This window comes from Streptomyces sp. NPDC107522 (assembly GCF_055657525.1).
The window spans coordinates 38,256-57,180 of record NZ_JBVKAU010000027.1 but is presented as its reverse complement, the minus strand read 5'-3'; the positions used below and the strand labels follow the sequence as shown (position 1 = coordinate 57,180).

The 18,925-nt window shown below is 70.4% G+C and carries 15 protein-coding genes; 11 read left to right on the top strand and 4 right to left on the bottom strand.

What is annotated here, in order from left to right; all coding sequences use genetic code 11:
* Nucleotides 1–5 precede the first annotated feature (5 nt).
* A complete protein-coding gene (locus ACZ7L6_RS41565; protein ID WP_471933409.1) occupies nucleotides 6–995 on the top strand; it encodes a 2OG-Fe(II) oxygenase family protein in 990 nt (329 codons plus the stop codon).
* Nucleotides 996–1,046: 51 nt separating this feature from the next.
* Here ACZ7L6_RS41565 and ACZ7L6_RS41560 read toward each other — a convergent pair whose 3' ends face one another.
* A complete protein-coding gene (locus ACZ7L6_RS41560) occupies nucleotides 1,047–1,718 on the bottom strand; it encodes a sulfotransferase family protein (RefSeq protein ID WP_471933429.1) in 672 nt (223 codons plus the stop codon).
* Between the two features lie 205 nt (nucleotides 1,719–1,923).
* On the opposite strand from ACZ7L6_RS41560, the gene ACZ7L6_RS41555 reads away from it, so the two are divergent.
* From ACZ7L6_RS41555 to bla, 8 genes are all read left to right on the top strand, one after another.
* Nucleotides 1,924–2,637, top strand: coding sequence for a CmcI family methyltransferase (locus ACZ7L6_RS41555; protein ID WP_471933407.1), 714 nt, complete (start codon nucleotides 1,924–1,926; stop codon nucleotides 2,635–2,637).
* Nucleotides 2,638–2,646: 9 nt separating this feature from the next.
* On the top strand, nucleotides 2,647–3,519 hold the full coding sequence (locus ACZ7L6_RS41550; RefSeq protein WP_471933405.1) for a CmcJ/NvfI family oxidoreductase: 873 nt from the start codon (nucleotides 2,647–2,649) through the stop codon (nucleotides 3,517–3,519).
* A gap of 21 nt (nucleotides 3,520–3,540) precedes the next feature.
* The gene (locus ACZ7L6_RS41545) at nucleotides 3,541–4,500 is read left to right on the top strand and encodes a 2OG-Fe(II) oxygenase family protein (protein WP_471933403.1); all 960 of its coding nucleotides are present in this window, start codon (nucleotides 3,541–3,543) and stop codon (nucleotides 4,498–4,500) included.
* Between the two features lie 13 nt (nucleotides 4,501–4,513).
* On the top strand, nucleotides 4,514–5,257 hold the full coding sequence (locus ACZ7L6_RS41540; RefSeq protein WP_471933401.1) for an O-methyltransferase: 744 nt from the start codon (nucleotides 4,514–4,516) through the stop codon (nucleotides 5,255–5,257).
* A complete protein-coding gene (locus ACZ7L6_RS41535; protein ID WP_471933399.1) occupies nucleotides 5,254–6,858 on the top strand; it encodes a long-chain-fatty-acid--CoA ligase in 1,605 nt (534 codons plus the stop codon). Before ACZ7L6_RS41540 ends, ACZ7L6_RS41535 begins: the two co-directional genes overlap by 4 nt.
* A 46-nt stretch (nucleotides 6,859–6,904) precedes the next feature.
* On the top strand, nucleotides 6,905–8,026 hold the full coding sequence (gene metX / locus ACZ7L6_RS41530; protein ID WP_471933397.1) for a homoserine O-acetyltransferase MetX: 1,122 nt from the start codon (nucleotides 6,905–6,907) through the stop codon (nucleotides 8,024–8,026).
* An 11-nt stretch (nucleotides 8,027–8,037) separates the two neighbouring features.
* Nucleotides 8,038–9,474: an MFS transporter gene (locus ACZ7L6_RS41525; protein WP_471933395.1), complete on the top strand. Its 1,437-nt coding sequence runs from the start codon at nucleotides 8,038–8,040 to the stop codon at nucleotides 9,472–9,474.
* A 217-nt stretch (nucleotides 9,475–9,691) separates the two neighbouring features.
* Nucleotides 9,692–10,630: a class A beta-lactamase gene (gene bla / locus ACZ7L6_RS41520; RefSeq protein ID WP_471933393.1), complete on the top strand. Its 939-nt coding sequence runs from the start codon at nucleotides 9,692–9,694 to the stop codon at nucleotides 10,628–10,630.
* Between the two features lie 25 nt (nucleotides 10,631–10,655).
* Here bla and ACZ7L6_RS41515 read toward each other — a convergent pair whose 3' ends face one another.
* Together ACZ7L6_RS41515 and mmuM are read right to left on the bottom strand one after the other, a co-directional pair.
* Entirely contained in the window at nucleotides 10,656–12,890 is a 2,235-nt protein-coding gene (locus tag ACZ7L6_RS41515) for a D-alanyl-D-alanine carboxypeptidase (protein ID WP_471933391.1), read from the bottom strand.
* Nucleotides 12,891–13,337: 447 nt separating this feature from the next.
* Nucleotides 13,338–14,261, bottom strand: coding sequence for a homocysteine S-methyltransferase (gene mmuM, locus ACZ7L6_RS41510; protein WP_471933389.1), 924 nt, complete (start codon nucleotides 14,259–14,261; stop codon nucleotides 13,338–13,340).
* A gap of 71 nt (nucleotides 14,262–14,332) precedes the next feature.
* Between mmuM and ACZ7L6_RS41505 the strand changes: the two genes are divergently transcribed.
* On the top strand, nucleotides 14,333–15,439 hold the full coding sequence (locus ACZ7L6_RS41505; RefSeq protein WP_471933387.1) for an aminoglycoside phosphotransferase: 1,107 nt from the start codon (nucleotides 14,333–14,335) through the stop codon (nucleotides 15,437–15,439).
* 75 nt (nucleotides 15,440–15,514) lie between these two features.
* Here ACZ7L6_RS41505 and ACZ7L6_RS41500 read toward each other — a convergent pair whose 3' ends face one another.
* Entirely contained in the window at nucleotides 15,515–17,632 is a 2,118-nt protein-coding gene (locus ACZ7L6_RS41500; protein WP_471933385.1) for an autotransporter, read from the bottom strand.
* A gap of 188 nt (nucleotides 17,633–17,820) precedes the next feature.
* Here ACZ7L6_RS41500 and ACZ7L6_RS41495 point away from each other — a divergent pair, with 188 nt between their 5' ends.
* A complete protein-coding gene (locus ACZ7L6_RS41495; protein ID WP_471933383.1) occupies nucleotides 17,821–18,924 on the top strand; it encodes a glycoside hydrolase family 43 protein in 1,104 nt (367 codons plus the stop codon).
* The last annotated feature ends 1 nt before the right edge of the window (nucleotide 18,925 follow it).

Below are 18,925 nucleotides of genomic sequence, written 5' to 3'. Positions count from 1 at the left end.
ATTCCATGCCCATCCCGATGCCGTCGGCGTACGTGCCGACGATCGACATCTCACCGCTCTTCGGCGGTGACGCGGACGCCAAGACGCGCGTCGCGCAGGAGGTCAACAAGGCCTGCCGGGGGTCCGGGTTCTTCTACGCCTCCCACCACGGCATCGACGTCCAGCTGCTCCAGGACGTGGTCAACGAGTTCCACCGGACCCTGACCGACGAGGAGAAGTACGACCTCGCGATCAACGCGTACAACAAGGACAACCCGCATGTGCGCAACGGCTATTACATGGCCGTCAAGGGCAGGAAGGCGGTCGAGTCCTGGTGCTATCTGAACCCGGCGTTCAGCGAGGACCACCCGATGATCAAGTCGGGGACGCCGATGCACGAGGTGAACATCTGGCCGGACGAGAAGCGGCACGAACGGTTCCGGCCGTTCTGCGAGCAGTACTACCGGGACATGTTCCGCCTCTCCAAGGTGCTGATGCGAGGCTTCGCACTCGCCCTGGGCAAGCCGGAGGACTTCTTCGAGGCCCCGCTCTCGGAGGCCGACACGCTGTCCGCCGTGTCGATGATCCGCTACCCGTACCTGGAGGAGTATCCGCCGGTCAAGACGGGTCCCGACGGCACGAAGCTGAGCTTCGAGGACCACCTGGACGTGTCGATGATCACCGTCCTCTTCCAGACCGAGGTGCAGAACCTCCAGGTCGAGACGGTGGTCGGCTGGCAGGACCTGCCGACGTCCGGGGACAACTTCCTGGTGAACTGCGGTACTTACATGGGGTACCTCACGAACGACTACTTCCCGGCGCCGAACCACCGGGTGAAGTTCATCAACGCGGAGCGCCTGTCCCTGCCGTTCTTCCTGCACGCCGGGCACACCACCGTGATGGAGCCGTTCAGTCCGGAGGACACCGGCGGAAGGGAGCTCAACCCGCCTGTCGAGTACGGCGACTACCTCCAGCAGGGGTTCCACGCCCTCATCGCCAAGAACGGCCAGACCTGAGACCGACAGGGCGTGGGCCCCAGGTCCGGCGGGTCCTGGGGCCACGCCCTGTCAGTTGCCGGACGCGGCGAGTGCCCGCCGCCGCTCCTCGAACAGCTCCCTGGCCCGCTCGTGGAAGCCGTCGGCCTCGTTGACGTGCGGGAACTCCTCGTCGGGGACCGGCACTTCGAGGAACTCGCAGAGCGGACCCCAGCCTTCGCTCACCTGGAAGACCAGCAGCCGTTCGGCCGGCACGGTGGCCTTCACCTCGGCGATGTGCCGGTTGAAGGCCGCGACGGCCTCCTCCTCGTCCATCTCGTTCAACGGCCGGTCGCCGCCCACGTCGAGCATGCGCGGACGCAGTTCCTCGGTCATGAAACGGCCGAACGCGGCGGCGTCCGGGTCGGGGTCCGTCGGCTGCTGCATGTGCCGGGAGAAGATGGTCTTCCGGGCGCTCGCGTACCAGCGGTGCGGATCCCGCACCGTGAGCACGACCTTCGCCTCGGGCCAGGCCTCCATCAGCTCGCGCCAGAAGACGCAGCCGGGGAAGTCCACCGTCGCCCGGTACCCCTCGAACACCCGCCGTACATCCACCGGGTCACTGGCGAGCGCCTCCTGCCACAGCGGCATCTGCCGGGGATTCGTTATCACTTCGGTCATGTGGTGACAGGGATCGAACCCGAGCCTCTGGAGTGCCGCCTGCATCGACAACGTACCGGTGCGGCCATATCCGGCGCCTATCACGTCCAACGGTCATCGTTCCCTTCCACGCTGGGAAAACATCCGGCAGCGGATATTCTCCAATTCCTGGTGCGTTTTCTGCCAGCCTTTTTCGAGTCTTCCTTGAATTCAACGGAGAGGGCCCCGAGAGAGCCCCAAGAGAAGGAAAAGAGTAGAGCTGGTTAGCATTGCGGAGCCGAAATGCGGCGCAAACTCATGGGAGAGCTCATTGAACGACTACTCTCGCGAGAACTTCCTGGACCTGAACGCATTCCGAGGACTGGGCGACGACCCGGTCTACCGTCCCCCGGTACTGACGGACCGGCCCCGTGACTGGCCGCTCGACCGGTGGGCCGAGGCGCCGCGCGATCTGGGCTACCCGGACTTCGCCCGCTACCAGTGGCGGGGTCTGCGCCTGCTGAAGGATCCCGAGGCCCAAGCCGCCTTCCACGACCTGCTGTGGGAGTTCCGCCCCCGCACCGTCGTCGAACTGGGCGTCTACAGCGGCGGTTCGCTGGTCTGGTTCCGCGACCTGACCCGGCTCATGGGCGTCGAGTGCCAGGTCATCGGGATCGACAAGGACCTCTCCCGCTGCCAGATTCCCCCCACCGAGATGACGGACATCGCTCTCCACGAGGCCGACTGCACCGATCTCGGAACGCTGGAGAAGCTGCTCGGCGACGTCGCCCACCCGCTGCTGTTCATCGACGACGCGCACGCCGACACGTTCAACATCATGAGGTGGGCGGTCGACCATCTCCTCCACGAGGGCGACTACTTCGTCATCGAGGACATGATCCCCTACTGGCACCGCTACAGCCCGGCCCTGCTGGAGCAGTACCTGGCGTCCTTCCGCGAGGTGCTGACCATGGACATGGTCTACGCCAACGCCAGCCCGCAGCTGGACCGGGGCGTCTTCCGCCGCACGGCCGCGAACGGCTAGCCCGCCGCCGTGTCCGCCGTATCGACCGTCCTGCACTACGCCGCACCGCTGACCCCGGACGCCCCGGACGACGACTGGTGCATCGACGCCCTGTCCCGGCCGCCCGAAGTCGTCCTCAACTTCCGTATGGTCCCGCACGAGACGACCGTCACGGACCTGCGCGACAGCACCGTACGGCCCACCCTCGACACCATGGGGTTCGAGCTGGTCACGGCTCCGACGCGGGCCGACCAGCGCGCCCTGGCGGAGAAGGCCGCGCCGGCCCTCGCACAGTACCGGCGGGAGACCGCGGAGCTGCTGACGTCCGTCACCGGGGCCGCCGTGGTGGAGTTCTTCGACGCCACCGTGCGACGCCAGGACGCCACCCCCTCCGGAGCGACGCCCCATCAGGCGCCGCACCAGCGCGTCCACGTCGACCAGAGCCCGAACAGCGCCCGGGCCCGCGCCGCCCGGCACGGCAGGGAGGGCCGCCGCTTCGGCAGGTTCCAGATCGTCAACGTCTGGCGGCCCCTGCTGGAGCCCGTCCGCAACTACCCCCTCGCCCTGTGCGACTACCGGTCACTGGACCTCTCCGCCGACCTCGTCGCGACCCGGCTTCAGTTCCCGGAGTGGCTCAAGGACCGCGAGAACTACTCCGTGCGGCACAACCCCCGCCACCGCTGGCACTACTGGCGCTCCCTCGCACCCGACGAGGCCCTCCTCTTCAAGATCTACGACAGCGCGAGCCGCAGCCTGGCGCTCGCCGCGGACGGCACCGAGCGCCCCGGTGCGGCCGACGTGGCCGGCCTGTGCCCGCACACGGCCTTCTACGACGAGAAGGGCCCTGCCATCGGACACCTACGCACGTCTCTGGAAATGCGCGCCGTACTTTTCTACGACTGATCCGGGAAGGAGCGGGCCACCATGACGGACACGGCGGTGCCCCGAGTGCCCATATTCAGCCTCACCGCGCTGAAGAAAGGCGACGACCAGGAAGAGTTCCGCAGGTGCGTCACCGAGGCGGGCGTCTTCTACCTCACCGACTGCGGAGTGCGCGAGCAGGACCACAAACTCGCCACCGACACGGCCATGGACTTCTTCGCACACGGCACGCCCGAGGAGAAGGCGGCCGTGACGACGAAGATCCCGACTCTGCGTCGCGGTTACTCCGCGCTGGAGGCCGAGAGCACGGCCCAGGTGACCCGGACGGGCACCTACACGGACTACTCGATGGTGTACTCGATGGGGATCTCCGACAACCTCTTCCCCTCGCAGCGCTTCGAGGAGATCTGGACGGACTACTTCGTCGGCCTCTACGCCGCCGCCCGGGAGACCGCCCAGGTCGTCCTGGAGGCGACCGGGACGTACGACGGCTCGGACGGCCGCGACATCGACACGCTGCTGGACTGCGATCCCGTGCTGCGGCTGCGGTACTTCCCCGAGGTCCCCGAGCACCGCGCCGCCGAGCACGAGCCACGGCGCATGGCACCGCACTACGACCTGTCCATCATCACCCTGATCCACCAGACGCCGTGCGCCAACGGGTTCGTCAGCCTCCAGGCCGAGATCGGCGGCGAGTTGGTGGACCTGCCGCACGTCCCGAACACCGTGGTCGTGCTCTGCGGCGCCATCGCGCCCCTGGTCACCCAGGGCGCCGTCCCCGCGCCCCGGCACCACGTCAGGTCCCCGGAAGCCGGCATGCGCGAAGGCAGCGGCCGCACCTCGAGCGTGTTCTTCCTGCGCCCCTCCACCGACTTCAGCTTCTCCGTCCCCAAGGCCCGTGGCTACGGCCTGGAGGTCGACACCCTCGACGGCGAGACCGCGACGTTCGGGGACTGGATCGGGACCAACTACGTCACGATGCACGCCACCCCCACGTCGTAGGAGAGAAGAAGCCATGGAGCACAGGTCCGACGCCGTCTTCAAGAAGCCCACCATCTTCCGGGACGGAATCAGGGAGTACGCGGAGCGCCTTTCCTCCCCCGTCTCTGCCGAGTTGCAGGACATCGCCGAGGAAACCGCGAAGGCCACCCCCGAGTGGGCGGACATATCGACCGCGCACATCCAGACGTCCTTCCTCCAGTTGCTGATCACCACGGGCGGCATGAACCGCGTGCTGGAGGTGGGCACCTTCACCGGCCACGGCACCGTCGCCATCGCCGCGGCCCTGCCGGACGACGGCGAGATCGTCACCATCGACAGCTACGTCGCGGACAAGCGGGCCCAGGACGTCGCCACCCGGGCGTTCGAACGCAGTCCGCACGGGCACAAGATCAAGCCCGTACTCGACGAGGCCCTCACCGTTCTGCAGAGCGTCGACGGCGACTTCGACCTCATCTTCCTCGACGCGGACAAGCCGAACTACATCTCCTACTTCGAGACCATCCTCGCCCGCGGCCTGCTGCGGCCCCGTGGTCTCCTGGTCGTCGACAACACCCTGTGGGGCGGCGAGGTCCTCAACCCGCGCTCCCTGCCGCCCGCCGACGAGGCCGTGACGGGCGAGGAGTGGGTGGAGCGCATGTTCGCCAACTGGGCGCACGACGTCGTCAAGTTCAACCAGCACGTCGTCGAGGACCCCCGGGTGCGGGCCGCCCTGCTCACCGTCCACGACGGCATGACCCTCGTCCAGCTTGCATCATGACCGGGCGGGGCGGAATCGGGCTCTCGGTGGGCATGCTGCTGCGGCGGGCGGCCACCGTGGCACCCGTCAAGGAGATCCGCGAGGTCGACCTCACCGGGCAGCCCCGCGGCACGTCCTGGGCGGCACTGCAGGAACGCGTCCGACGGCTGACCGACGCGCTGGGACGGCTCGGCGTCGGCCAGGGCTCCGCGGTGACGACCTTCGCCTGGAACAGCACACGGCACCTCGAGTGGTTCTTCGGCGTGCCGATGGCGGGCGCTGTACTGGTGCCGGTCAACGTCCGCTTCTCCGACGAGCAGATCGCATGGGTCGTGGCCCACGCGAAGTCCCGCGTGATGGTCGTCGACGCCTCGCTCACCGGGCAGTTGGCCCGGCTGCTGCCCCGGCTGCGGTCGGTGCGCGAGTTCGTCGTGATCCCCGACGGGGGCGACGTACACCCGGCGTTCGCCGACGCGCTCTCCTACGAGCGGCTGCTGGCCGAGGCCGATCCCGTCGAACCGCGCGACGTGGCCGAGAACCGTACCGCCTGCCTGTGCTACACCGGCGGCACCACGGGCCACCCCAAAGCCGTCGCCCACTCGCACCGGTCCCTCGTCCTGCACTCCCTCGCCATGTGCGCGGCCGACGCCTTCGCGGTCCGCGAACGCGACGTCGTCTTCCCGCTCACGCCGTTGTTCCACGCCACCGCCTGGGGACTGCCCTACGCGGCCGCCCTGGCCGGAGCGGGCCTGGTGTTCACCGGCCCGCACCTCGAGCCCGAGGCCATCGCGGCGACCCTGGAGCGGGAGCAGGTCACCCTGTCGGCCGGCGTGCCCACCTTCTGGCTCGCCCTGGACGAAATGGACCCGCCGAACGAGGTGTTCGCGTCCCTGGAACGCATCGTCTGCGGCGGCTCGGCGATTCCGCAGGGCCTCGTGCACCGGTACGCCGAGCGCGGCGTGACCATGCAGCAGGGCCTCGGCATGACGGAGAACATGGCGACGGTCGCCCTGACGAACATCCGCAGCGGCCTCACCTCACTGCCCCCCGAGAAGCAACTCGAACTGCACCACACGCAGGGGCTGGCCGTACCCGGCGTCGAGGTACGGCTGGTCGACGACGAGGACCGGCTGCTGCCGCACGACGGGGTCACCCAGGGAGAGCTCGAAGTCAGATCGCTGTGGGGAGCGACGAGCTACGAGAACGCCGGCGACGACGCCAACGCCGAGAAGTTCCACGACGGCTGGCTGCGCAGCGGCGACATCGCGACCATCGACCCGGACGGCTACGTCCGCATCACGGACCGCAGCAAGGACCTGATCAAGTCGGGCGGCGAGTGGATCAGTTCCATCGCCGTCGAGTCGGCGCTCATGGACCACCCCGCCGTCCTGGAGGCCGCGGTCGTCGCCGTGCCGGACACCCGGTGGCAGGAACGGCCGCTGGCCGTGCTTGTGCCACGCTCCGGCGCCACGGCGACCGCCGAGGAGCTGCGGTCCTTCCTGCGGGAGCGGCTGCCGAAGTGGTGGGTCCCGGACCGCTTCGAGTTCGTCCCCGAGATCACGAAGACGGCCACCAACAAGTTCGACAAGAAGCTGCTGCGCAGCCGTTACGCCAACCACTGACCCACGCACATCCCCAACCCTGGGCCCCGCCACGGAGGGAACGCGCATGCGGCTGAACAACACCGGAGCCTGGCAGCCCGGTGACCCCCCGGGAAACCGGCGCTTCGTCACCACCCACTCGGCCGGGAAACCGCTGGCGCTGATCTCCGGGCAGTCCCTCGGGCCGGTGACCATGGCGTACGAGGCCTGGGGGGCCCTCGACGCGGACCGCGGCAACGCGGTGCTGATCCTGCCGCCGCTGAGCATGAGCAGCCACGCGGCGGGCCCTGCCGGGCCGGGGCATCCGGCGGAGGGCTGGTGGGACTCCCTGATAGGGCCCGGCAAGGCGGTCGACACCGACCGTTTCCATGTGATCGTCGCCAACAACCTCGGCGGCTGCGACGGAAGCACGGGCCCCGCGAGCCTCGACCCGCAGGGCAGGCCCTGGGCCTCCCGATTCCCGGCGCTCGACGTGATCGACCAGGTCAACGCCGAGGCCGCACTGGCCGACGCGCTGGGCATCGAGCGCTGGCACGCCGTCATCGGCATGTCCATCGGCGGCGCGCGGGCCCTTGAATGGGCGGTCTCCCGCCCCGACCGGGTGGGCCGGCTCCTGCTCATCGCCGTGGCGGCGGCAACCCGCGTCGAACAGGCCGGCCACACGCACGTGGAACTGGAGCTGATCCGGCGGGACCCGCACTTCCACGGCGGCGAGTTCTACCACCTGCCCGAGGGCTGCGGCCCCCGTACCGGCGTCTCCCTCGCCCGCAGCTTCGCGCACATCCGCTACGGCACGGAGAGCTACTGGCAGGACCGGTTCGGCGGGCAGTCGTGGTACCACGACTCGGACGGCTGCCACGAGAAGTTCCGCGAGTACGTGCTGGCGCAGGGCGACAAGGTGTGGGAACGCTTCGACGCGAACTGCAACGTCCTCCTCTCCGAGACGGCCCTGCGCGCCACGGTCGCGCGCGGCAGGGGAAGCATCGACGACGCGCTGGCACGGATCACCGCCGACACGCACATCGTCGGCTTCTCCACCGACCGCGCGTATCCCCCCGAGACACAGCGCGAGTTGGCGGCGGGGATCCGGGGAGCCCAGGCGCACATCATGGAGACGGACCTCGGACACTACGGCTTCATGCTCGCGCCCCACCTGGTCGAGCCGCACCTGCGCCTGACCCTCGGATAGCGGGCCGACCGGTGCTCGCCGTACTGCTCGTGGGCGCCTTCATGCCCACCCTGGACTTCTTCGTCGTCAACGTCGCCGTGCCCTCCATGACCGAGGACCTGGACGCGACCAGTGGCGAGATCGAACTCGTCGTGGCCGTCTACGCGATCGTCTACGCCGGTCTGGTCGTGCTCGGCGGCAGGCTCGGCGACCACTGGGGACGCAAGAAGGCGTTCGTGGTGGGGATCGCCCTGTTCACCGCGACGTCGGCGATGTGCGGCTTCGCACCGGACGTATGGTGGCTGATCTGCGCACGGGCCCTTCAGGGCGGTGCCGCCGTCGTGCTGTTCCCGCAGGTGCTGGCGCTGATCCAGCTCCACTACCCGCCGGCCGTGCGCCCCCGGGTGATGCGCCTCTACGGCCTGGCGACGGGCAGCGCGATGGCCACGGGACAACTCGTCGGCGGCCTGCTGATCAGCCTGGACTGGCTGGGCCTGTCCTGGCGGTGGGCCTTCCTCGTCAACCTTCCGATCGGCGTGGTGACGCTGTTCCTCGCCCCGCGCCTGCTGCCGACGACCGGCGGGCAAGGCGGCCTGCGGATCGACCGCACAGGGGTCCTGCTGTTCGCCGCGGGAATGGTGCTGCTGGTGGTGCCCCTGACGGTCGGCCGCTCGGCCGGCTGGCCGGGATGGACCCTGCTCATGCTCGTGGGGGCCGCCGTACTGCTGCCGGGCTTCTGGCTCTGGGAACGCCGCACCGAGGCCCTGGGACGCGACCCGCTGCTGCCCCCCGGCCTGCTCCGCACCGGCACCCTGCGCCTCGGCCTGCTGACCGTGTGCGCCTTCTACGCCACCATGTCCTCGGCCCTGTACGTCCTGGCCCTGCTGCTCCAGCAGGGCCGTGGTCTCAGCCCCCTGGAGTCCGGACTGGTGTCCAGCCCGCTGATGGTCGGTTTCTGCGCGGCGAGCCTGGCCTCCGCCGCCCTCACGGCTCGCTGGGGCACCACCCGGTCGCTCAAGGTCGCGATGTGGATCCGGACGGCCGGTTTCGCCGCCCAGTTCCCCCTGGTGCTCGCGGCGGCCACCTCCGTGAACATCCCGGTGTTGGCCGTCCTGCTCGCCCTCAACGGTGCCTGCACCGGAGCGGTGATGGCCCCTCTCCTCACGCTCGTCCTCGACGACCTGAAGCCCGCTCAGGCAGGCGCCGCCAGCGGCCTGCTGGCCACCGCCCAGCAGGTGGCCGGCGCCGTCGGGCTCTCCGCCATCGGGATCGTGTTCCACGGCGTCACCCGCCATACGCCGCTGGACCCGGCGGGCATCGCCACCGGCTACCGGCACGGGCTCGTCTACCTCGTCCTGATGTCGGGCGCCGCGCTGGCCGGCCTGTCCCTGCTGACCCGGACACGCGACGCCCACCGGCCCGCCGACACTCCGGCCGGCAGCACCCGGCCCGTACCCTCCCAGGACTGAGCCGCCGTAGCCGCCACCCGAGCCCGAACGGACATGCTGCCCACTGCACGGCCGCTCTCCGGAACGCCCCACCCGCACAGGTGTGCGAGTCAATCACACGGCGGGATGGCCGAGTTGAACTCCACCGACCCCGGCGCGTAGAACAGCGAAGACCCCCCTTTCATCTGCGCCGGCCGCGGCAGGGTACGACTCGGCTTCCGAAAGCAGGTACAACCGCATGACCCCAGAGCAATCCGGCCCGTCCCGCCGCGCCCTCCTCACCGCGGCCGTCCTGCTGCCCCTGACGGGGTGCAGCGACACACGGGACCGCCCGGCCGCCCTGGCGTCCCGGGCACCGGCACGCCCGTCCGCCTCGCCCTCCACCTCCGCAAGGCCTCGGGACCTTCCGGCACTCCGGGCGCTCGAACGCAAGCACGACGCCCGGCTCGGCGTGTACGCCCTGCACACCGGTACCGGCACGGCGATCGCCCATCGGGCGGACGAACGCTTCGCCTTCTGCTCCACGTTCAAGACCGTCGCCGTCGCCGCCGTCCTCGACCGCAACCCGCTCCGCCACCTGGACGAGCGTGTCACCTATGCCTGGAGCGACATCAACTCCATCTCACCCGTCACCCGGAAGAACGTCGCCCAGGGCATGACGATCGGTCAGCTGTGCGACGCCGCCATCCGGCACAGCGACGGCACGGCCGCCAACCTGCTGCTGCGCGACCTCGGCGGCCCCAAGCGGCTGACTACCTACCTGCGCGACCTCGGCGACACCGTCAGCCGCCTCGACCACTACGAGCCCGAGCTCCACCGGTCCCGCCCCGGCGACCCGGACGACACGACCACGCCCCGGGCGATCGCCGCCGACTACCGCACACTCGTCCTCGGCGACGCGCTCGCCGCCGACAAGCGCGCCCTGCTCACCGACCTCCTCGAACGCAACACCACCGGCGGCAACCGCATCCGGGCCGGCCTCCCCAAGGGCTGGCGGGTCGCCGACAAAACCGGAACCGGCACCTACGGCCGGGCCAACGACATCGCCCTCGTATGGCCACCGCGCTCCGCCCCCCTCGTGATGGCCGTCATGTCCGAACGCTCCGCACGCGAGGCCCGCCCCAGCGAGGCCCTGATCGCCGAGGCCACGGAACGGATCGCCGCCGCGCTGACCTGACCCGGGGAGGCCGGTCCCGCCCGCCTCACCCGATCCGGGTCAGCTTCGCGCCGACAGAGGGTTCCCGGAGCTCCGACTGCAGCGCCAACGGCACGCGCCGCGCCGCCGCACCACTGCCCACCGTCAGCTCACCGACCACGGTCCCGGCCTTCGCCCCGCCGGCCAGGGACGCGTCCCGGTCGCGGAAGGTGAGCGTCAGCTTCTGCCCCGGCACTCCGACCACCTTCACGTCCTTCGTCGCCACCACCGGCGTACGGCCGCCGAGCCCGTCGTCGACGTGCCCGACCACCTGGCCCTTCTTCACCGCCGTCGCCGACGTGAGCGCTTCACGGACCGCCTTGATGACCTTCTCGCTGTTGTCCAGCACCAACCGGAGGCTGTTGGAGCCGTTGGGGTCCGGGCCCGTGACGTGCTGGTCCATCATCGTGCCCAGGACCAGCCGGTCCTCGCCGTCCACCGTCTTGTACGCGGCCCAGGACAGCGTTCCCCCGGCGGGGGTGTTGGAGCCGGTCTTGATGCCCCTGACGCTCAGTCCGGCCACGCCCAGCAGCGTGTTGTTGTTGTAGATGCGCGTGGCCCCGGGGATGTCGGCGTCGGGCAGGGCGACGACCGCGCGGAAGGAGTCGAACTTCATGACCGCCTCGGCCAGTTTGAGCTGGTCGAAGGCCGTGCTGACGGTTCCCTTGTCGAGACCGCTGGGGTCGGTGTACGTCGTGTTCTTCATGCCGAGCGACCTGGCCGCGTCGTTCATCTTCCGGACGAACGCGGTCTCGTCGTCGGTCTTCGTGTCCCACCGGGCCAGCAGCCGGGCCACGTTGTTGCCCGACGGGATCATCAGCATCTTCAGCATGTCCTGGAGGCTGAACGTCTGACCGGCCTTCAGCCCCGCGATCCGTGACTCGTCCTTGGCCTTGCCCTCCTTCACGGTCCGGGCGTCGACGGTGACGCGCGGGCCGGGCTCGTCCCGCTCGACGGGGTGCTCGCGGAGGACGACGTACGCGGTCATGATCTTGGCGACGCTGGCCGTCGGGACGGGCTTCTGCTCACCGAAGGTCCCGATGGTGCCCGAGCCCGCGACCATCACCGCGGCCTGCCCCTCCTCGGGCCACGGGATGGTGAACGTGCCGCCGCCGATGGTGAAGGACGCCGCCTTCGCGTCGACGGCGAGAGTCGGTTCGGGCAGCGGACGGACGAGCTGGACGACGAGCACGACCAGCGCGAGGAGCGCCACGAGAGGTGACCAGATCTTGATCCTGCGCAGGGCCGTGCGGACCGGAGTGGCCGGTGGCGGCGGGGTGTTGGTGAGCTGCGCGAGGAGATCGAGGGGGGCGGGCCGCGCGCCCTCGGCGTCCGCCGCGTCCTCAGCCTTGGCCGACGGCAGTTCGGCGACGTCGATCGCCATGGTCTTGTCGACTCCGGCCGTGTCCTCGAGGGTTCGCAGGGCGACCGTACGGGTGTTCTCGGACGCCTCGGAGGCGGCGGCCTCCTCGGGTTCGTCCTCGGAGGTCACCTGGTCCGCGTTGTCGGATGCCGTACCGTCCGCGTCTTCAGGAGTGGGGCCGGCCTTCTTGTCCGATACGGCGGCGCCTTCTTCGGGAGCCGCGTCGGCGTCCTCGTCCGGTGCGGCGCCGTCTCCTTCAGGCGTTGTGTCGGCGTCCGCGTCCACGTCCGCGTCCGATGACGTGGCGTCGTCCTCGGGTGATGCGTCGGCGAGCTCGTCCGGTGCCGTGGCTTCGTCTTCGGGTGATGCGTCGGCGTCCTCGTCGGATGACGTGGAGTCTTCTCCGGAGGTCGCCTCGTCGGCCGCGTCCGATGACGTGCCGTGGCCTTCCGGAGTCGCCTCGGCGTCCGCGTCCGTTGACGCGTCGTCGTCCTCGGCGTCCGGGTCCTCCTCGGCGAGATGCTCGGCCTCCTGAGCGGGGGCTTTGCCGTGCGCGGTGCCCGTGTCGGCCTCGTCCGCCTCGTCCGGCTCCTGTGCCGCTTCACCGGGGGCGTCCGTCGGCTCGTCCGGCTCCTGTGCCGCTTCACCGGGGGCGTCCGTCGGCTCGTCCGGCTCCTCCGCCGCTGCGTCGGCGGTGTCCTTCTGCCCGTCCGCTTCCTGTGCCGCTGAGTCGGCGGCGGCCTCGGGCTGATCCGGCTGCTGCGTCTCCTCCGGGGCCTCCCACTCGTCCGGCTCGCCGACCGATTCCGCGGAATCCGCAGACTCTGCCGCTTCCCCCGACTCCGCGGCCTCCCCCAACTCCGCCGTTTCCCCGGGCAACGTTGTTTCCCCCGCCACTGCTGTTTCCCCCGACTCCACCGTTTCCACCGTTCCCCCCGACTCAGGCGACCCCGATTCCGACACCGGCCCCCCGGCCGGCTCTCCGCCGCTCTCCTCCGCCGAGTCCGGCTCCGGATCGCTTCCTGCGCGAGAAGGCTCCGTCGGCGGGTCGTCCTGGTCGAGGACGCCGGTGTCGGGTGTTCGGTCCGCCATCGTTGTCTCCTTCGTGCGCTCGCGACACATGCGTCCTACAGGACGGGCGGACGGGCACGTCGCGTTGCCTGACGCAGGTGTTGGTGATTCGCCGGGCGATCCGCGGCGCCCCCAGGGGCCGGCCGGCGATCGCCACGCGGCGGCGCGGTCAGCGTAACCGATCACCGTTCGAGTACGGCGGCGAGCGTTACCGGCGGTGACCGGAAACCGACGTGGCCGGCACCGCTCCCGCGGCTACCGCGCCTGCGCGACCGTACGCGCGAGGGAGCCGATCGCCTCCGGCCCCACCCGGCAGCACCCCCCGATCAGCCGTGCCCCTGACTCCCGCCACCCCCGCACCTGCTCGGCGGAGAAGGTGGAACGCCCGTCCCAGGCACGGGCCTCGGCGTTCCAGGTCTCGCCACTGTTCGGGTAGACGACGACGGGCTTGCCCGTGACGCGGGCGGCGATCTCGATGGCGCCCTCGACGTCCTGCGGCGCGCAGCAGTTGACGCCGACCGCGATCACCTCGTCGGCGTCGGCGGCCAGGGCGAAGGCCTCCTCCAGCGGCTGCCCGGCGCGGGTGCGGTCACCGGCGACGGAGTACGACAGCCAGGCCGGAACCCCGAGCCCGCGCACCGCCCGCAGCAGCGCCTCGGCCTCGTCGGCGTCCGGGACGGTCTCCAGCGCCAGCACGTCGGGCCGGGCCCCGGCCAGCACCTCGAGGCGGGGCCGATGGAAGCGCTCCAGCTCCGGCACGCTCAGCCCGTACCGCCCCCGGTACTCGGAGCCGTCGGCCAGCATCGCCCCGTACGGCCCGACCGACGCGGCGACCCACAGCGGCCGCGTGACGCCCTCGGCCTGCGCCCGCCGTGCCGCCTCGCGCGCCAACTCCACACTCAGAACGAGGAGTTCGGCCGCCTGCTCATGACCGATCCCGCGCTTGGCGAAGCCCTCGAACGTGGCCTGGTAACTGGACGTGATCGCCACGTCCGCCCCCGCCTCGAAGTAGGCGAGATGCGCCTCGGTGATCGCCTCGGGCCGCTCGGCGAGCAGCCGCGCCGACCACAGTTCGTCACCCAGGTCGTGCCCGGCGGACTCGAGCTGATTGGACATACCGCCGTCGAGCACGACGGTCCCGGCGGCGAGGGCCTCGGCGAGGGTGATGGTGCTGGTCATGGTGACGACGGTAGTCCAGGCCGGGCGGGTGTTCAGTGTGGGTGACATCCGGGGGGATCTAGATTGGCGCCATGCCTGAGACCGCTCTCGTGGACGACGAGACCCGTGCGGTGCTGGGGGCCGCCCGAGCCGCCCTCGAACCCCTCACGCACAACCCGAAGAACGGCGTCACCGCCGGGGTCTGGCGCGTCCGCGCCGGTGACCGCTCGGCCGTACTGAAGGTGCTCACCCGCAACAAGGAGACCACCGGCCACTGGGCGGCCTCGGACGACCCCCGGCACTGGAACTACTGGCGGCGCGAGGCCCACGTCTACGAGTCGGGGCTCGCCCGCACCTGGCAGCCGTACGGCATCCGCGCGCCCCGGCTGCTGGCGAGCGTCGAACGGCCGGACGGCGACATCGCGCTGTGGCTGGAGGACGTACGCGGCGAACCGGGGCCCTCCTGGTCGCTCGCCCGGCACATCGAGCACGCCCGCCGCCTCGGCGCCGCCCAGGGAGCCGCCGACGCAGCAGAGGCACCGTGGCTCTCGCACCGTTTCCTGCGTGAGTACATCGGCGGCAACACGCTCGGCCAGGAACTGCTGGACGACGACGAGGCATGGCGACAGCCCCTGGTCCGGGACCACTTCCCGGCCGGGCTGCGCCGGGACATGGTCCGGCTCCACCACGACCGCGAGTGGTTCCTGCAGATCATGGAAACCCTGCCGCGCGCCCTCAGCCACCTCGACCAGTGGCCGGCCAACGTCCGCGCCCATGGCCCGGACAGCGTCCTGTTCGACTGGGCGTTCACCGGCGACGGCGCCCTCGGCGAGGACCTCGGCAACTACATCCCGGACTCCGTCTTCGACCATTTCGTCCCGGCCGCCCGGCTGCCCTCGTACGCGGCCGCCGCCTACGAGGCGTACCTGCACGGGCTGCGGGAGAGCGGATGGCGGGGCGACGAACGACTGATACGGCTCGGGGTGTGCGCCTCGGCCGTGAAGTACGACTGGCTCACCGCCCTGATGCTCGCCCGGGCGAGCGAGGAGCCGGTGGCATACGGCGGTGCGGGCACCGTTGCCGGAGAACTCCGCTACCGAGAGCGGGGGCTGACCCTCGCCTTCCTCGCCGGATGGGCGTCCGAGGCGCGCACCCTGGCCCCCTCGCTCGGATTCCCCGAGGCTCCGAGCGGACGGTAGAACCTGTCGGCCGGTCGGCCCGAGGCCGAGGCTGAAGCCCGAGCCCGAGTCCGGGGCTCGAGCCCCGCGCGGTCGTCAGCCCTGTGCCGCGTGTCGCCCTCCCCGCCGCCGTCCCCGCCCCCGACCGAGCCGCGCCGCCGGCAGTACGAGGCCGACGAGCAGGCCCGCGGCCAGGACGTACGGCCACCAGCCGAGGCCGTTGCTCGCGGCGCTCGCGGTGCGGGTGCCCGGTGAGGCGACCGGGTCGGCTGCCGTGCGGGGGCCGGCGGAGTCGGCGGAGGGGCTCGGGGTGACGGCCGTGAGGACCACGTCGTTGCCGTCGCCGCCCCGGTAGCTGATCCGGTACGTGGTGTCGTCCAGTTGCAGCTTCTCGCCCTCCTTCAGGCCGGTGAAGGCGCCGGCCGTCCGGGCTCGCCCCCGGTGGTCGAGGACGGTGATCTTCCGGGCGGGCTTCTTCACGGCCGCGGACGCGAGATCCAGGCCCCCGGCCAGGCGGACCGCGCCCGTCACCTTCAACGGACCGTCGCGCAGGACCAGTTCGCCCTTCGCCGACTGCGTGTAGTCGCCGGAGACGGTCAGCTCGCTCGCGACCACGCCGTCGTTCGTCACCGCGCCCTTTACCGTGCCTCTGCCCGTCAGCGTCTTGCCCGCGCCCACGCGCAGACCCGAAGTGCCCACGTCCAGACGGGACTTCGCCGAAGTGAGCCGGATCGCCTTGCTGCGGGCGAGCGTCGCGCCGCCGCGCAGGGCGAGGGTGCCCTTCTTGACCGTCGTCGGGCCGGTGTACGTCACAGCGGTCCCCGTCAGTGTCGCCGTCGCCGGCCCCGCCTGGGTCAGCGACCCGCTGCCGCTGATCCGGGACAGGGACAGGGGCTTGCGCGTGTTGTTCAGCACCAGCGAACCGTTGTTGACCACCTTGTACAGGCCGCCCCGTGTGTAGAGCCCGCCGTCGCCGCCCGGCCTGCCGCTGCCCAGCCGCAGTACGGCGCCCTTCTCGACCGTCGTCGAGCCGTCGTAGTACTGGACGGCGGCGAAGGTGACGTCGTTGCCCTTCGTGCCCTTGACGACGACGTCCCCGGCGCCGGGCGCGGCCAGCGTGTCGTGGAACCTGCCGCCGCCGATGGGGGCACCCAGCGTCACCGGGCCGTTGTAGGCGAAGGTGAGGAGCGAACGGGAGCGTGCCGCCAGCAGGTTGATGTAGACGGTCTCGGCGGTCCCGGGCATGAAGATCTTGTTCGTGGTGCCGTCGCCCCACTGGACGTCGGCGCCCTTGATGTTGGTGCCGCGCTTGTTGACGTTCTTGCGCGCCGGGGTCCAGTTGAGGGCCGGGTCGCTGAGCGAGGGATTCGTGTCGCCGCCCTGGTCCGACCAGCTGTACTGGCCGGTGAGGACGACCTTGCTGCCCGGCCGGGACTGGACGTTGATGTCACTGCCGTACTCGCGCTGGTAGAAGTCCATGTCCATGGTGACGGTCCGACCGAGCGGCGTGTCCACGGTGAAGGTGCCCTGGTTGAGGATCTTCCGCACGTTCGGCAGCGACGTGGCGAACTCCGGCCGTCCAGCGTTGACCTGCGTGCCGTTGTCGATCACCCCGGAGAAGGAGTGGGTGCCCGACAGGTCCCAGGTGCCCCACAGGAAGCGCGGCTGGGTGATGAGCCCGGAGCCGCTGATCGTGCCCAGGTTGTAGGCGCTCTTCAACGACAACCGCAGGGTGCCGTCGACCCGGATGTTGTCCTGGTTCAGCCGGAACGCCGGGGTGTTGTACGGGAAGTGTCCGATCAGACCGGTCGTGCCCCCGTTGCCGTACTGCAGGGTCGCCCCGCGCTCGACCGTGATCGCGGGCGGGTCCGGCTCGGTCGTGGTGACGTACGGGTGGTTGCCGCCGAGGACGCTCACCTTCTGCCGCTGCCGGGACTTCGGCAGCGTGAAGTCACTGTCCTTGGTCAGGATCAGCGTGCCGGTGCCCCGCACGGTGAGCGTGCCCTCGCCGTGGAAGACGCCGTCGTACGTCGTCGTACCCGAAGGCACGTCGATGACCGTGTCGCCGGTCAGCGTCACGTCCCGGTCCGCAAGCACGTCGGCGGTGACGTCTCGCGGGCCGGCGGCCACCGCGGGGGGAGCGGCGACGGTCAGGGCGGCTACCGCCGCGAGGGCGCCGGCGGCCGCTGCTGTCTTGTGGGTAAGGCTGCGCACGTCATCGGAGACGGGTGAGGAGCGCGCCGATAACAGAAAATGGCGGCCCTTTGGAAAGCGCTCTCTCCGTCACGTCGAACCCGTTGACCTCCTGGTTCCACACCCTTACCTTTTCGGCGTTCGGAATGGCAGATCATGTCCGTAATTTCGAACACCTCCCCCCTCTGTGAACCCGAGAGGCAGTCCGTATGAGCCGCGAAGACGACCTGCCCGAACTCCCCAGCCGCAGGCTGCTGCTGAAGGGCGCCGCAGCCGCCGGCGCCCTGGCCGCCGTCCCCGCTCTCCCCGGCGTCGCCCACGCCGCCCCGCCGAAGGCAGCCCCGTACGTGAACCCCCTCGTCCAGCAGCGCGCCGACCCGCACATCCACCGTCACACCGACGGCTTCTACTACTTCACGGCGACCGCCCCCGAGTACGACCGCATCATCCTGCGCCGCTCCCGCACCCTGGGCGGCCTGTCCACGGCAACCGAGTCGGTCATCTGGCGAGCCCACCCGACCGGAGACATGGGCGCGCACATCTGGGCGCCCGAGCTCCATCGCATCGGCGGCAAGTGGTACGTCTACTTCGCCGCCGCACCCGCCGAGGACGTGTGGAAGATCCGCATCTGGGTCCTGGAGAACTCCCACCCCAACCCCTTCAAGGGCACCTGGGTGGAGAAGGGCCAGATCAAGACGGCCTGGGAGACCTTCTCCCTCGACGCCACCACCTTCACCCACCGCGGCACCCGCTATCTGTGCTGGGCACAGCACGAACCCGGGATGGACAACAACACCGGGCTGTTCCTGTCCGAGATGGAGAACCCGTGGACCCTGACGGGCCCGCAGGTGCGGCTGTCCACCCCCGAGTACGACTGGGAGTGCATCGGCTACAAGGTCAACGAGGGCCCGTACGCCCTCAAGCGCAACGGCCGGGTCTTCCTCACCTACTCGGCCTCCGCCACCGACCACCACTACTGCGTGGGCATGCTGACCGTCGACGCGGACGCCAACCTCATGGAGCCGGCCAACTGGTCCAAGTCCCCGACCCCGGTCTTCACCAGCAACGACACCACCAAGCAGTACGGCCCGGGCCACAACTGCTTCACCGTCGCCGAGGACGGCCGCAGCGACGTCCTCGTCTACCACGCCCGCCAGTACAAGGAGATCGTCGGCGATCCGCTGAACGACCCCAACCGGCACACCCGCATCCAGCGGCTCGGCTGGAAGCCCGACGGCACCCCGGACTTCGGCATACCCGTGGCCGACACGGCGGCTGCCACGACCGCCGCGACCGTGAAGGAGAGTGTCTGAG